Annotated in this window: 10 protein-coding genes; 7 read left to right on the top strand and 3 right to left on the bottom strand. The window is 55.9% G+C overall.

Annotated elements, in window-relative coordinates; translation table 11 throughout:
• Positions 1-74 precede the first annotated feature (74 nt).
• Positions 75-965, bottom strand: a complete 891-nt coding sequence (nadC, locus tag CPA59_RS19050) for a carboxylating nicotinate-nucleotide diphosphorylase (protein WP_049853554.1) — start codon at positions 963-965, stop codon at positions 75-77.
• A 142-nt stretch (positions 966-1,107) separates the two neighbouring features.
• A complete protein-coding gene (locus CPA59_RS19045; protein ID WP_049853541.1) occupies positions 1,108-1,971 on the bottom strand; it encodes a nucleoside-specific channel-forming protein Tsx in 864 nt (287 codons plus the stop codon).
• 434 nt (positions 1,972-2,405) lie between these two features.
• On the opposite strand from CPA59_RS19045, the gene ampD reads away from it, so the two are divergent.
• Together ampD and ampE are read left to right on the top strand one after the other, a co-directional pair.
• Positions 2,406-2,966 carry a 1,6-anhydro-N-acetylmuramyl-L-alanine amidase AmpD gene (gene ampD / locus CPA59_RS19040; protein WP_107760439.1) on the top strand — a complete coding sequence of 187 codons (561 nt, stop codon included), beginning with the start codon at positions 2,406-2,408 and terminating at the stop codon, positions 2,964-2,966.
• A 6-nt stretch (positions 2,967-2,972) separates the two neighbouring features.
• Positions 2,973-3,827, top strand: coding sequence for a beta-lactamase regulator AmpE (gene ampE / locus CPA59_RS19035; protein ID WP_049853539.1), 855 nt, complete (start codon positions 2,973-2,975; stop codon positions 3,825-3,827).
• Positions 3,828-3,886: 59 nt separating this feature from the next.
• On the opposite strand, the gene CPA59_RS19030 is transcribed toward ampE, so the two are convergent.
• The gene (locus CPA59_RS19030) at positions 3,887-5,233 is read right to left on the bottom strand and encodes an amino acid permease (RefSeq protein ID WP_038665763.1); all 1,347 of its coding nucleotides are present in this window, start codon (positions 5,231-5,233) and stop codon (positions 3,887-3,889) included.
• Between the two features lie 647 nt (positions 5,234-5,880).
• On the opposite strand from CPA59_RS19030, the gene pdhR reads away from it, so the two are divergent.
• The 5 genes from pdhR to CPA59_RS19005 all read left to right on the top strand — a co-directional run bounded on the left by pdhR (position 5,881) and on the right by CPA59_RS19005 (position 14,346).
• On the top strand, positions 5,881-6,645 hold the full coding sequence (pdhR, locus tag CPA59_RS19025; RefSeq protein ID WP_038665766.1) for a pyruvate dehydrogenase complex transcriptional repressor PdhR: 765 nt from the start codon (positions 5,881-5,883) through the stop codon (positions 6,643-6,645).
• Positions 6,646-6,777: 132 nt separating this feature from the next.
• Entirely contained in the window at positions 6,778-9,441 is a 2,664-nt protein-coding gene (gene aceE, locus CPA59_RS19020) for a pyruvate dehydrogenase (acetyl-transferring), homodimeric type (RefSeq protein WP_038665768.1), read from the top strand.
• Between the two features lie 13 nt (positions 9,442-9,454).
• On the top strand, positions 9,455-11,335 hold the full coding sequence (gene aceF, locus CPA59_RS19015; protein WP_038920211.1) for a pyruvate dehydrogenase complex dihydrolipoyllysine-residue acetyltransferase: 1,881 nt from the start codon (positions 9,455-9,457) through the stop codon (positions 11,333-11,335).
• A gap of 213 nt (positions 11,336-11,548) precedes the next feature.
• Positions 11,549-12,973: a dihydrolipoyl dehydrogenase gene (gene lpdA / locus CPA59_RS19010; protein WP_038669278.1), complete on the top strand. Its 1,425-nt coding sequence runs from the start codon at positions 11,549-11,551 to the stop codon at positions 12,971-12,973.
• A 188-nt stretch (positions 12,974-13,161) separates the two neighbouring features.
• Positions 13,162-14,346, top strand: coding sequence for an alpha/beta fold hydrolase (locus CPA59_RS19005; protein WP_107760437.1), 1,185 nt, complete (start codon positions 13,162-13,164; stop codon positions 14,344-14,346).
• The last annotated feature ends 13 nt before the right edge of the window (positions 14,347-14,359 follow it).

Below are 14,359 nucleotides of genomic sequence, written 5' to 3'. Positions count from 1 at the left end.
AGAGAGGAAGCAGGATAGCCACCAACCCGGAGATGCCGGGCTGATGGAGTAGAGCAATGATGGAGCAAGAAGAACTAACTGAAACGCATCGACAGATCGAGTGCCTGCACATGCTTGGTCAGCGCGCCTACCGAGATATAGTCAACGCCGGTGGCGGCGTAATCCGGCAGCGTTTGCAGCGTCACGTTGCCGGACACTTCCAGCAGCGCACGGCCATGCGTCAACGTTACCGCTTCGCGGATGCCTTCCAGCGTGAAGTTGTCCAGCATGATGATATCCGCGCCGGCGCTCAGCGCTTGCTGCAGTTCATCCAGCGTTTCCACTTCGACTTCTACCGGCACATCGCTACGCAACAGGAAGGCTTGCTCGACGGCCTGTTTGATGGAGCCGGCGGCGATAATGTGGTTTTCCTTGATCAGAAACGCATCCGACAGGCCGAGGCGGTGGTTGCTACCGCCGCCGCACAGTACCGCGTATTTGAGCGCTGTGCGCAGGCCGGGCAACGTTTTACGAGTGTCCAGCAATCGGGTAGGGGTACCTGCCAACTGCGCTACATAGCGGCTGACTTCGGTTGCCACTCCGGACAGTGTTTGCAGGAAATTCAGGGCGGTACGTTCACCGGTCAGCAGTATGCGGGATGGTCCGTGCAGACGGCACAGCGGCTGGTTTTCCGTCAGGACATCGCCGTCGCGGACCAGCCAGTTAATGGCAATGTGGCCTCCCAACTGACGAAACACCTCGTCCAGCCAGCGCTGCCCGCAGAAAACGCCGGCTTCGCGGGTAATGATCACCGCGTTGGCCTGCGTTTCCGCTGGCAACAGCTGTGCGGTGATATCGTGCTCCGGGTTGACTTCGCCACCCAGGTCTTCACGCAATGCCAGACTTACGCTGACGGGAATATCCTGCTCGATGCGGCTGAACAGTTCAGCCTGACGCTGTTCCTGACTATAACGACGTGTTGTCATCATTTTACTCCGACGGAAATCCGGAATTCGTGCCACCCGCTGGTTAGTAGGCGGTGTTTACATTAAATGTCTATATGATTCAGTGTATTGCTTTTATCTTTTTGGTATCCCGGCCGTGACCGGGATACGCAATGGTGGAGGATCAGAAGTTGTAACCGGCCACCAGATAATAGCCCCATCCAGTGGAGCGGACATTAAACGGACCACGGCCGAAATCCAGCTCGGTGCCATCGGCCCACTGGCCGCCATTATGGAAGTAACGGGCGACTACCGAGTAGTGCCAGTGATCATAATTCAGCGCCAGAATATGGCTGGAGGCAATCGCATTGCTGGTGCGGGACGGGCCGGCGTTATTAGCCAGATCGGAACCGAAGTCGAAGTTGGTGAAGCCGATATAAGTCAGCTTGCCGCCCCACAATGAGGTAATCGGGTAGAAGTATTTGATTTTGAAGCGGTAGCCATCCCAGCGATCTTCATTCGGCGCGCCGTAGTTCTGCCACTGGTACTTGGCATAGATATTGGCGGACAGCGACAGGTCTGTTCCGGTATTGATATCGGTTCCCAGACCTACGTACCAGGTGCTCTGGCGTGAGTCGTTATTTTGCCCTTGATCGTAAATAATGTTGTTGGCGACGTACCACTCTTTGAACGGCCCGAAGCCCAGTTGGGTGTTGGTCAGCTTATCAATGGAAAAGCGTGGTTCGATCTCCATGAACAGCGGAGAGCCTTTATCCCATATGCCGCGATCTGGCGTGTTGCCGGCGCCAAAAACTTTCGGCACGTCGACATAGCCATAGAAATCAAACCAGTCCTTATGGGCGAAAGCTTCATATTCCAGATACAAATCATTGTTTAACTGAGGTCCGAAACGGGTGTGATAGCTGCCCACCACATTGACGCTCTGGTGCCACCAGTCGGAGAGATATTGCGGGGAATTCCCCTCGGCAAGGGTGGGTAAACTGTATGACAGTGTGCTGATTGCACAGGCGGCAAGGATTTTTTTCATGGCGATTCTCTGTATTGCCTGAACCGTTGTCGGCCGCCTGGCATGCATGCCGGGTCAGCGGATAGCGATTCGGACCGTGATAACAAAACTGTGAAACATAAGTGCTGAAAAACTTTCCGGCGATGCGCAGTGACGAAAACGTTTGCCTGTTATGGCGCGCACGTCGGGTGCCTGTCGGAAAGAAGGGGCGCAGCATACCAGAAGAAGAGAAGAACATCATGATTTGTGTGCGTATCCTGACATGGTGTCGGCGGATGAGCCGGAATGGTTTTTTTAACACGTCAGGAACATGATGGATGCGGTAAGATGGTCGCATGATGAGCGCGATCAGTCGGTTAGATTACGTAACGCCTTGTCCGGATTGGACCGGATATAAACAGGCTGGATGGGCGACGAGAGTTTGCTGAATGGCAGGTCAGATTAAAGGAGCGTTGATGAAAGTGGAACATGGCTGGCTAACAGACGTCAGGCGCGTTCTGTCGCCGCATCAGGACGACCGTCCGGAAGGAGAGTCGCCTTCTCTGCTGGTGATTCACAACATCAGCCTGCCTCCGGGTGAATTCGGCGGGCCTTATATCGATCAACTATTTACCGGTACGCTGGATGGGGGAGAACACCCCTATTTTGCCTCGATATGCCATCTGCGAGTGTCGGCGCACTGCCTGATCCGCCGCGACGGCGAAATCGTACAGTACGTGGCGTTCGGTCAGCGAGCCTGGCATGCCGGGGTGTCGCAGTTTGAAGGGCGGGAGCGTTGTAACGATTTCGCCATCGGCATTGAACTGGAAGGCACCGATACGCTGCCGTTTACCACGGAACAGTATGCCCGGCTGGCGGAAGTGACCCGTCTGTTGAGCGCAACCTATGGCATTACGCCAGCACACATTACCGGACATAGCGATATCGCGCCGGGACGCAAGGCCGACCCCGGTCCCATGTTCGACTGGGCGCGGTATCAACGGTTATGGCAGACACAGCCGGAACAAGGGGAGTAACCACTGATGACGTTGTTTAGCCTATTGCTGGTTCTGGGGTGGGAGCGGTTGTTTAAACGTGGCGACCATTGGCAACTGGATCACCATCTGGAACGGGTGTTCCGTCATCTTTCCGCGCCATCGCTGGTACAGACCTTGCTGCTGACGATCGTTGGAATGGCGATAGTGCTGGCGGCGCAGTGGCTGCTTAGCGGATGGCTGTTTGGCTTGCCGCTGTTGCTCTTATGGATTGCGGTTGGGTTGCTGTGCATCGGCGCCGGGGAAACGCGGCAGCACTATCATCGTTATATTCAGGCCGCCCAGCGTGGCGAAGCGAATGCCTGCCGGGAAATGGCTGAGGAACTGGCGCTGATTCACGGCCTGCCGCTGGATGCCAGCGAACGTGAACGGCTAAGGGAATTGCAGAACGCGTTGCTGTGGCTGAATTTCCGCTTTTATCTGGCGCCGTTGTTCTGGTTTGTGGCTGCCGGCCCTTATGGCCCGGTGGCGTTGGTCGGTTACGCGGTGTTGCGCGCACGTCAGTGCTGCCTGGCCCGGCATCACACGCCGCTGGAGCGGGCAAATTCCGGCGTCGATACTTTATTGCATTGGCTGGACTGGATCCCGGTGCGGTTGGCCGGCGCGGCTTATGCGCTGTTGGGGCATGGCGAGAAGGCGCTGCCGGCCTGGTTTGCCGCCATGACGGACGTGCGTTCCTCCCAATACTGGGTACTGACGCAACTGGCGCAATTTTCACTGGAGCGGGAGACGCATAGCGATCCGATTTCCACCCCGAGGGCGGCGGTGTCGCTGGCGAAGAAGGTAACGCTGGTGCTGGTTGTCGTCGTAGCGTTGCTGACTATTTACGGTACGTTGGTATAACGCGAGGCGAGATGAAAACATCATGGCCGCCGACGCGGCCATGATAGTTGCGTCGCGGATTAGCGACGCTTTTTGAAACGATAACCGATGCCCAGCACTGCCAGCCAGACCGGGATCAGCAAGACGGAGATCTGGATTCCCGGCGTCAGATACATGATCACCAGGATGCCGGCCATAAAAGCCAGGCACAGGTAGTTGCCGAACGGGAACCACAGCGCTTTGAAGCGGGTCTGTACCCCTTCGCGCTCTTTACTGGCGCGGAATTTCAGGTGCGCCAGACTGATCATCGCCCAGTTGATGACCAGCGCGGACACCACCAACGCCATCAGCAGTTCAAACGCTTTGCCGGGCAACACATAGTTGATCAGCACACACAGCGCGGTTGCCAGCGCAGAAATACCAATCGCCACCACCGGCACGCCGCGACGGTCGACTTTCAGCAGCGATTGCGGGCCGTTCCCCTGTTTAGCCAAACCGTACAGCATGCGGCTGTTGCAGTAGACGCAGCTGTTGTAAACCGACAGCGCCGCCGTCAGCACCACGATATTCAGGATATTGGCGACCAGCTCACTATTCAGCGCATGGAAAATCATCACGAACGGACTACCGCCTTCCACCACTTTACCCCACGGATAGAGCGACAGCAGAACGGTCAGTGAACCGATATAGAAAATCAGGATGCGATAAATAACCTGGTTGGTGGCACGGGGAATGCTTTCTTCCGGTTTGTCCGCTTCTGCGGCGGTAATACCCACCAGTTCCAGCCCGCCGAAAGAGAACATAATCACCGCCATCGCCATAACCAGACCGACGACACCGTTGGGGAAGAAACCGCCTTGCGCCCAGAGATTGGTGATGGTGGCTTCCGGTCCGCCATGACCGCTCACCAGCAGCCAACCGCCGAACGCGATCATGCCGACAATCGCCACTACCTTGATAATCGCAAACCAGAACTCCAGTTCGCCGTACATTTTCACATTGGCGAGGTTAATGGCGTTAATCAGCACAAAGAACACCGCGGCGGAAACCCAGGTGGGAATGTCCGGCCACCAGTATTGAACGTAGATGCCGACGGCGCTCAGTTCCGCCATCGCCACCAGCACATAGAGCACCCAGTAGTTCCAGCCAGAAGCGAAACCCGCGAAGTTACCCCAGTATTTATAGGCAAAGTGGCTGAACGACCCGGCAACCGGCTCTTCCACCACCATTTCGCCCAACTGGCGCATGATGAAAAACGCGATCAGACCGCCGATTGCATACCCCAGCAGGACGGACGGCCCGGCCATCTTGATCGTTTGCGCGATACCAAGAAACAGCCCGGTACCGACCGCACCCCCCAGAGCAATCAACTGTATGTGACGGTTTTTGAGGCCGCGTTGCAGCGTACCGTCTTGTTGATCTTGCATACTTTTACCCTCTGCCGATGAAAAGACAAACCGTTCACCGACGGTGTGGCGCGGGCTGGTGTTTGTCTTTTTACGTATGTGTAATTTTATATTTACGACGCTGACAAACCTAAATCGCCGCCAACGCTATCGCGCGTCAGAGAATAGTGATACGCGCAGAGAATTGCACTGATTTCTTGCGAGATACGACATAAAAGTGTGATGTCATGATCACCGTCATCTGTACGGTATGAGGTTGCTATTTTATCGTGGCGAGGACAGGAACCGGCGAGGTTGCCTTATCCATGTCATACAGTTGCGATATGTTAGGGATATTGCTGAATAAGACGATGACAGGTCATCATCGTTTTGATTTTTTATTCTTTTATTTCGCATAAAAATGCAAAATGTTGCGGGTTGAACGGTTCAGCTTTGCCTGATTAGGGTTTCAAAAAAGTTAAAACGTCCGGGCTTCAAGAATGGTCATACCACTGACCGATTCGTGCTTTTGCCGCAAGATTATGGGCATTTGTTAAAAAGTGAGGTGATTGGTGATTTCGCACAACGTCCGTATGGACAGAAGGTGAATACTTTGTTACTTTGTGCGTCACGTTTTTAAAATTGGTATTACCAATTGACTCCGCGCTTTTTCGCCGGGAAGAATCTACATGGCCTACAGCAAGATCCGTCAGCCCAAACTGTCAGATGTGATTGAACAGCAACTGGAGTTTCTGATCCTTGAGGGAACCTTGCGCCCTGGTGAGAAACTGCCGCCGGAACGCGAACTGGCAAAACAGTTTGATGTTTCCCGTCCCTCGCTGCGCGAGGCGATTCAACGGTTGGAAGCTAAAGGTTTGCTGTTGCGCCGTCAGGGCGGTGGCACCTTTGTGCAGAACAACCTCTGGCAGAGCGTTAGCGATCCGCTGGCGGAACTGTTGAGTAATCACCCCGAATCTCAGTTCGACCTCCTCGAAACCCGTCATGCCCTTGAAGGGATAGCTGCTTACTACGCGGCGTTACGCGGCACTGAAGAAGATCTGCAGCGCATCCGCGATTGCCATGCCCAGATTGAAACCGCGCGCGAAGCCAGTGATCTGGAAGGGGAGTCCGAGGCCGTCATGCACTATCAGGTGGCGGTGACCGAGGCCACGCATAACGTCGTGCTGTTGCACCTGTTACGCTGTATGGGACCGATGCTCGAACAGAACGTCAGACAGAATTTTGAGTTGCTTTATCTGAGTCGTGAAGTCCTGACGCAGGTGAGTAGCCATCGTGCCAGGATTTTTGAGGCGATTGTCGCCCGCGAGCCGGAAAAGGCGCGCGAAGCATCACATCGCCATCTGGCATTTATTGAGGAAGTACTGCTGGAACTTAACCGGGAACATAGTCGGCGGGAACGCTCGTTGCGCCGGCTCCAGCAACGCAAGGATTAGACCGCCAGGTGGCGGTCGTGTGCGGTAACAAGACGAAGGGCCTGTCTTCCTGCGCTTTCTCCGGCAGGAACAGAACGCAGGAAGACAGGCTCCAGACAAATCCACTGATTAGAAACAGATAAGGAATACACCATGTCAGAACGTTTGAACAATGACGTGGATCCGATCGAAACGCGTGACTGGCTGCAGGCGATCGAATCGGTTATCCGTGAAGAAGGTGTTGAGCGCGCTCAGTTCCTGATTGATCAGGTACTGTCCGAAGCACGCAAAGGTGGTGTGAAAGTGGCTGCGGGCAGCGCTGGCAGCAACTACGTTAACACCATCGCGGTTGAAGATGAGCCCGCATATCCGGGTAACCTTGATCTGGAAAGCCGTATTCGTTCCACCATCCGTTGGAACGCGATCATGACAGTTCTGCGTGCATCTAAAAAGGATCTGGAGCTGGGCGGTCACATGGCGTCTTTCCAGTCTTCCGCCACCTTCTATGAAGTGTGCTTCAACCATTTCTTCCGTGCCCGTAACGCACAGGATGGCGGTGATTTGGTGTTCTTCCAGGGACATATTTCTCCAGGGGTTTACGCGCGTGCGTTCCTGGAAGGTCGTCTGACCGAAGATCAGATGAACAATTTCCGTCAGGAAGTTCACGGTAACGGCTTGTCCTCCTATCCGCATCCGAAGCTGATGCCGGAATTCTGGCAGTTCCCGACCGTATCAATGGGGTTGGGTCCAATCAATGCCATCTATCAGGCTAAGTTCCTGAAGTATCTTAATAATCGTGGTCTGAAAGACACCACGAAACAAACGGTTTACGCTTTCCTGGGCGACGGTGAAATGGATGAGCCGGAATCCAAAGGCGCCATCACCATCGCGACCCGCGAAAAACTGGACAACCTGGTATTCGTCATCAACTGTAACCTGCAGCGTCTGGATGGTCCGGTCACCGGTAACGGCAAGATCATCAACGAGCTGGAAGGCATCTTCGGTGGCGCAGGCTGGGAAGTAATCAAGGTTATCTGGGGTGGTCGTTGGGACGAACTGCTGCGTAAAGACACCAGTGGTAAGCTGATTCAACTGATGAACGAAACCGTTGACGGCGACTACCAGACCTTCAAATCCAAAAACGGCGCTTACGTGCGTGAGCACTTCTTCGGCAAATACCCGGAAACCGCCGCACTGGTCAAAGACTGGACCGACGATCAGATTTGGGCGCTCAACCGTGGCGGCCACGATCCGAAGAAAGTCTTCGCTGCACTGAAAAAAGCGCAGGAAACCAAAGGCAAGCCGGTGGTTATCCTGGCTCATACCATCAAAGGTTACGGTATGGGCGATGCAGCCGAAGGCAAGAACATTGCTCACCAGGTCAAGAAAATCAACATGGACGGCGTGCGCTACTTCCGTGACCGTTTCAATGTGCCGGTGTCTGACGCCGATATCGAAAACCTGCCGTTCATTACCTTCAACAAAGATTCCGAAGAGTACAAATACCTGCACGAACGTCGTCAGGCGCTGGAAGGCTACCTGCCGTCCCGTCAGCCGAAGTTTGATGAAAAACTGGATCTGCCGACGCTGGAAGATTTCGGTCCTCTGCTGGAAGAGCAGACCAAAGAAATCTCTACCACCATCGCGTTTGTTCGTGCTCTGAACGTGATGCTGAAGAACCAGTCGATCAAAGACCGTTTGGTTCCGATCATCGCCGACGAAGCGCGTACCTTCGGTATGGAAGGTCTATTCCGCCAGATCGGTATCTACAGCCCGAACGGCCAGCAGTACACCCCGCAGGACCGTGAACTGGTTGCTTACTACAAGGAAGACCAGAAAGGTCAGATCCTGCAGGAAGGCATCAACGAACTGGGCGCAGGCGCTTCCTGGCTGGCGGCGGCAACGTCTTACAGCACCAATAACCTGCCGATGATCCCGTTCTACATTTACTACTCCATGTTCGGGTTCCAGCGTATCGGCGACCTGTGCTGGGCAGCGGGCGACCAGCAGGCGCGCGGCTTCCTGATCGGCGGGACCTCCGGTCGTACCACGCTGAACGGCGAAGGTCTGCAGCATGAAGACGGTCATAGCCACATTCAGTCGCTGACCATCCCGAACTGTATTTCCTACGACCCGGCTTTCGCTTACGAAGTTGCGGTAATCATGCATGACGGTCTGGTCCGTATGTATGGCGAAGCGCAGGAAAACGTTTACTACTACATCACGACGCTGAACGAAAACTACCACATGCCGGCTATGCCGCAGGGCGCCGAAGAAGGCATCCGCAAAGGTATCTACAAGCTGGAAACCGTGGCGGGCAGCAAAGGCAAAGTTCAGTTGCTGGGTTCCGGTTCTATCCTGCGTCACGTGCGCGAAGCCTCGCAGATTCTGGCGAAGGATTACGGCATCGGTTCCGATGTGTACAGCGTTACCTCCTTCACGGAACTGGCCCGCGACGGTCAGGACTGCGAACGTTGGAACATGCTGCACCCGACCGAAGCTCCGCGCGTACCGTACATCGCTCAGGTGATGAACGATGCACCGGCGGTCGCGTCTACCGACTACATGAAACTGTTTGCCGAGCAGGTTCGCACCTACGTTCCGGCCAGCGATTATCGCGTACTGGGCACCGATGGCTTCGGTCGTTCCGACAGCCGTGAGAACCTGCGTCACCACTTCGAAGTGGACGCGTCCTACGTGGTCGTGGCTGCGCTGGGCGAACTGGCTAAACGCGGTGAAGTTGAAAAATCCGTGGTGGCTGAAGCCATCAAGAAATTCAACATCGACCCTGAAAAAGTTAACCCGCGCGTAGCATAAGAGGGAAAGAGTAATGGCTATCGAAATCAACGTACCGGATATCGGTGCAGATGAAGTTGAAGTCACCGAAGTGCTGGTCAAAGTGGGTGACAAAGTGGAAGCCGAGCAGTCGCTGATTACCGTTGAAGGCGACAAAGCGTCCATGGAAGTGCCCTCACCGCAAGCCGGTGTGGTTAAAGAGATTAAAGTAGCGGTGGGTGACAAGGTCGCAACCGGCAAACTGATCATGGTCTTTGAAGCAGAAGGTGCGGCGGCTGCCGCACCGGCTCCGGCTGCTGCTGCGCCAGCACCTGCCGCGGCTCCGGCCGCCGCCAGCGCAGCCAAAGAAGTCGAAGTGCCGGACATCGGCGGTGACGAAGTTGAAGTGACCGACGTGATGGTAAAAGTCGGCGACACCGTGGCGGCAGAACAGTCGCTGATCACCGTGGAAGGCGATAAAGCCTCGATGGAAGTCCCGGCGCCGTTCGCCGGTACGGTGAAAGAAATTCGCATCAAGACCGGCGACAAGGTGAAAACCGGTTCGCTGATCATGGTGTTTGAGGTGGCCGGCGCTGCGCCTGCCGCTGCCCCGGCTCCGGCTGCCAGCGCCCCGGCGGCTGCTCCGGCAGTGAGCAGCGGCGCTAAAGACGTCAACGTGCCGGATATCGGCGGCGATGAAGTCGAAGTGACCGAAGTGCTGGTGAAAGTCGGCGATAAAGTGGCTGCCGAGCAGTCGCTGATCACCGTGGAAGGCGACAAGGCTTCCATGGAAGTGCCGGCGCCGTTCGCGGGCACCGTCAAAGAAATCAAGGTCAGCACCGGCAGCAAGGTGAAAACCGGTACGCTGATCATGGTGTTCGAAGTAGAAGGCGCCGCTCCTGCTGCCGCTGCTCCGGCCGCTGCCGCACCGGCACCGGCTGCCAGCGCGCCGACCGCCGCTCCTGCTGCTGCGAAAGCCGACAGCAAAGGCGAGTTCGCCGAGAACGACGCTTACATTCACGCTACTCCGGTTATCCGTCGTCTGGCGCGTGAGTTCGGCGTCAATCTGGCGAAAGTCAAAGGTACCGGCCGTAAAGGTCGTATCCTGCGCGAAGACGTTCAGGCTTACGTGAAAGAAGCGGTGAAACGTGCTGAGTCCGCACCGGCGGCTGGCGCTACCGGTGGTTCTCTGCCGGGTCTGTTGCCGTGGCCGAAAGTCGATTTCAGCAAGTTTGGCGAAGTCGAAGAAGTGGAACTGGGCCGTATCCAGAAGATTTCTGGCGCGAACCTGAGCCGTAACTGGGTCATGATCCCGCACGTTACGCACTTCGACAAAACCGACATCACCGATCTGGAAGCGTTCCGCAAACAGCAGAACGCAGAAGCTGAGAAGCGCAAACTGGACGTGAAGTTCACTCCGGTTGTGTTCATCATGAAAGCTGTTGCCGCTGCGCTTGAGCAGATGCCGCGTTTCAACAGTTCGCTGTCTGAAGATGCTCAACGTCTGACGCTGAAGAAATACATCAACATCGGTGTGGCGGTTGATACGCCGAATGGTCTGGTGGTTCCGGTGTTCAAAGACGTGAACAAGAAAGGCATCGTCGAGCTGTCTCGTGAACTGACGGTTATCTCCAAGAAAGCCCGTGACGGTAAGCTGACCGCAGGTGAAATGCAGGGCGGATGCTTCACCATCTCCAGCATCGGCGGCCTCGGTACCACTCACTTCGCGCCGATCGTCAACGCGCCGGAAGTGGCTATCCTGGGTGTGTCCAAGTCCGCGATGGAACCGGTCTGGAATGGTAAAGAGTTCACTCCGCGTCTGATGATGCCGATCTCTCTGTCCTTCGACCACCGTGTCATTGACGGTGCTGATGGTGCACGCTTCATTACCATCATCAACAATACGTTGTCTGACATCCGCCGTCTGGTGATGTAATCGAAAAGCCGGCCTGACGGCCGGCTTTTTTCTGATAAGCTGTTATTTGTTGCAGCTATCAGTGATTAAGGACAAATCGTTAGTCGCTTGTTGTTTCAAAATTGTTAACGATTTTGTAAACTACCGCGGCAAAGACACGTCCCGGTGGAAGAGGGCGTTAAGACTCACAATAATGACGTCACAGACCCGCCGGAAATTAATTAAGAGGTCATGATGAGTACTGAAATTAAAGCTCAGGTGGTGGTACTTGGCGCGGGCCCCGCAGGTTACTCCGCGGCGTTCCGTTGTGCAGACTTGGGTCTGGACACCGTGCTGGTCGAGCGCTACTCCACGCTGGGCGGCGTATGTCTGAACGTAGGCTGTATCCCTTCCAAAGCACTGCTGCACGTTGCGAAAGTTATCGAAGAAGCCAAAGCGCTGGCTGAGCACGGCATCGTGTTCGGCGAACCGCAGACCGATATTGATAAGATTCGTACCTGGAAAGAAAAAGTCATCAATCAGCTGACCGGCGGTCTGGCTGGTATGGCCAAAGGCCGTAAAGTCAAAGTGGTCAACGGCTTTGGTAAATTCACCGGCCCGAACACCCTGGTGGTGGAAGGCGAAAACGGCAGCACCACGGTGAACTTCGACAACGCTATCATCGCGGCCGGTTCTCGTCCGATTCAGTTGCCGTTCATTCCGCATGACGACGCGCGCGTATGGGATTCCACCGATGCGCTGGAGTTGAAGAGCGTTCCCGGACGTCTGCTGGTAATGGGCGGCGGTATCATCGGTCTGGAAATGGGCACCGTGTATCATGCGCTGGGCTCTCAGATCGACGTGGTTGAAATGTTCGACCAGGTGATCCCGGCTGCCGATAAAGACATCGTTAAAGTCTTCACCAAACGCATCAGCAAGAAATTCAACCTGATGCTGGAAACCAAAGTGACCGCGGTAGAAGCCAAAGAAGACGGTATCTACGTGTCGATGGAAGGCAAGAAAGCGCCGGCTGAACCTCAGCGTTATGACGCGGTGCTGGTTGCTATCGGCCGCGTACCGAACGGCAAACTGCTGGATGCCGGCCAGGCTGGCGTGGAAGTTGACGATCGCGGCTTCATCCGTGTCGACAAGCAGATGCGCACCAACGTGCCGCACATCTATGCTATCGGCGACATCGTCGGTCAGCCGATGCTGGCGCACAAAGGCGTGCACGAAGGCCACGTGGCGGCTGAAGTCATCGCGGGCAAGAAACACTACTTCGATCCGAAGGTGATCCCGTCCATCGCTTACACCGAGCCGGAAGTGGCTTGGGTCGGTCTGACCGAGAAAGAAGCGAAGGAAAAAGGCATCAGCTATGAAACCGCGGTATTCCCGTGGGCGGCATCCGGCCGTGCGATTGCCTCTGATTGCTCCGACGGTATGACCAAGCTGATTTTCGACAAAGAAACGCACCGTGTGATCGGTGGCGCGATTGTCGGCACCAACGGCGGCGAGCTGCTGGGTGAAATCGGCCTGGCGATCGAGATGGGTTGCGATGCGGAAGATATCGCACTGACGATCCATGCACACCCGACCCTGCACGAATCCGTGGGTCTGGCCGCTGAAGTGTTCGAAGGCAGCATCACCGACCTGCCGAACCCGAAAGCGAAGAAGAAATAATCCGTTTCCCCGTCGCGATAGCGGCGGGGCGCGATGCTTCTTGCCATTTCAATGTCTATCCGGCACATGTTGCCGGATTTTTTTTTACCTGCCTCCCAGAATTCCGATCTCTTCCTGCCAGAGTTATCTGCTTCATTTACAATCCAAATCACCGAAAAGAAACGATGTTTTATTTTTGGAGAATAATAATGAAAAGACGCGGATTACGTCGTACCCTCTGTGTTCTGATGTGCTGTCTGGCGAGCGCCCCGCTTATGGCAAATGATCATTCCTATACAACGGCGTCGGTAACCGATGACGCGCTGCCCACGTTCTACCCGCAACTGAAACAGCAACTGACCTATCCCGACTCGTGGCTGTCCGGGCGTTATGCGCATTTCGGCGAATGGCGGCAACATGCCCGCCAGGTGGTGCGCTCGCTGCTGCTGACGCCGGATTCCCACCGCGCTTTTGAGCCGCAGGTTGTCGACAGTCAGGATCGCGACACGTATGTGGCGCAGAAGGTTGCCTTCAACCTTACCGATGAAAGCCGGGTGCCCGGATTACTGCTGACGCCGAAAACGCCGGGGCCGCATCCGGCGGTGTTGCTGCTGCATGATCACGGCGCGAAATTCGATATCGGTAAGGAAAAAATGATCCGGCCGTGGGGCGACGACACCCGTTTAGCCTCCGCTAACGCCTGGGCTGACCGTTACTTCACCGGTCGGTTTGTCGGCGATGAACTGACAAAACGGGGCTATGTGGTGCTGGCGGTGGATGCGCTGGGGTGGGGCGATCGCGGGCCGCTCAAGTACGAACAGCAGCAGGCGCTGGCCAGTAATTTCTTCAATCTGGGGCGCTCGCTGGCGGGCTCGCTGGCGTATGAAGACATGCGTTCGCTGGATTTTCTGGCTTCGCTGCGTTCGGTCGACCCGAAGCGGGTCGGGGTGGTGGGGTTCTCTATGGGCGCTTACCGCGCCTGGCAACTGGCGGCGTTGTCGGATAAGGCCGCCGCGACGGCGGCCATTTCCTGGATCGGCACCTATGACGGATTGATGGTGCCGGGCAACAACGTGCTGCGCGGTCAGTCTTCTTTCTACATGTTGCATCCGGGGCTGCCGGCCCGTCTTGATTTCCCGGATGTCGCCAGTATTGCCGCGCCGCGGCCGATGCTGTTCTTCAACGGCGGCAAAGACACTTTGTTCCCGCAGCAGGCGGTGCAGGCGGCGTACGACCGTATGCATCAGGTGTGGCAGTCGCAACATGCCGACGAGCGGCTGGAAACCCGTATCTGGCCCGAATTGGGCCATGTGTTCTATCAGGAGCAGCAGGAAGCGGTGTTCCAGTGGCTGGATCGCTGGCTGGCATCGCCGCCGGGAAATGCGGCGCGCTAGCCTGGTGGCATCG

Origin of the sequence: Dickeya sp. Secpp 1600 (assembly GCF_003049805.1) — a bacterium.
Taxonomy (GTDB): domain Bacteria; phylum Pseudomonadota; class Gammaproteobacteria; order Enterobacterales; family Enterobacteriaceae; genus Dickeya; species Dickeya fangzhongdai.
Note: the sequence above shows the minus strand (reverse complement) of the source record. Positions and strands in the feature narration are given on the sequence as shown.

Excerpts from the sequence above, each read along its gene's own strand:
- nadC (WP_049853554.1), bottom strand. The coding sequence starts at position 965 with ATGACAACACGTCGTTATAGTCAGGAACAGCGTCAGGCTGAACTGTTC.
- CPA59_RS19045 (WP_049853541.1), bottom strand. The coding sequence starts at position 1,971 with ATGAAAAAAATCCTTGCCGCCTGTGCAATCAGCACACTGTCATACAGT.
- ampD (WP_107760439.1), top strand. The coding sequence starts at position 2,406 with ATGAAAGTGGAACATGGCTGGCTAACAGACGTCAGGCGCGTTCTGTCG.
- ampE (WP_049853539.1), top strand. The coding sequence starts at position 2,973 with ATGACGTTGTTTAGCCTATTGCTGGTTCTGGGGTGGGAGCGGTTGTTT.
- CPA59_RS19030 (WP_038665763.1), bottom strand. The coding sequence starts at position 5,233 with ATGCAAGATCAACAAGACGGTACGCTGCAACGCGGCCTCAAAAACCGT.
- pdhR (WP_038665766.1), top strand. The coding sequence starts at position 5,881 with ATGGCCTACAGCAAGATCCGTCAGCCCAAACTGTCAGATGTGATTGAA.
- aceE (WP_038665768.1), top strand. The coding sequence starts at position 6,778 with ATGTCAGAACGTTTGAACAATGACGTGGATCCGATCGAAACGCGTGAC.
- aceF (WP_038920211.1), top strand. The coding sequence starts at position 9,455 with ATGGCTATCGAAATCAACGTACCGGATATCGGTGCAGATGAAGTTGAA.
- lpdA (WP_038669278.1), top strand. The coding sequence starts at position 11,549 with ATGAGTACTGAAATTAAAGCTCAGGTGGTGGTACTTGGCGCGGGCCCC.
- CPA59_RS19005 (WP_107760437.1), top strand. The coding sequence starts at position 13,162 with ATGAAAAGACGCGGATTACGTCGTACCCTCTGTGTTCTGATGTGCTGT.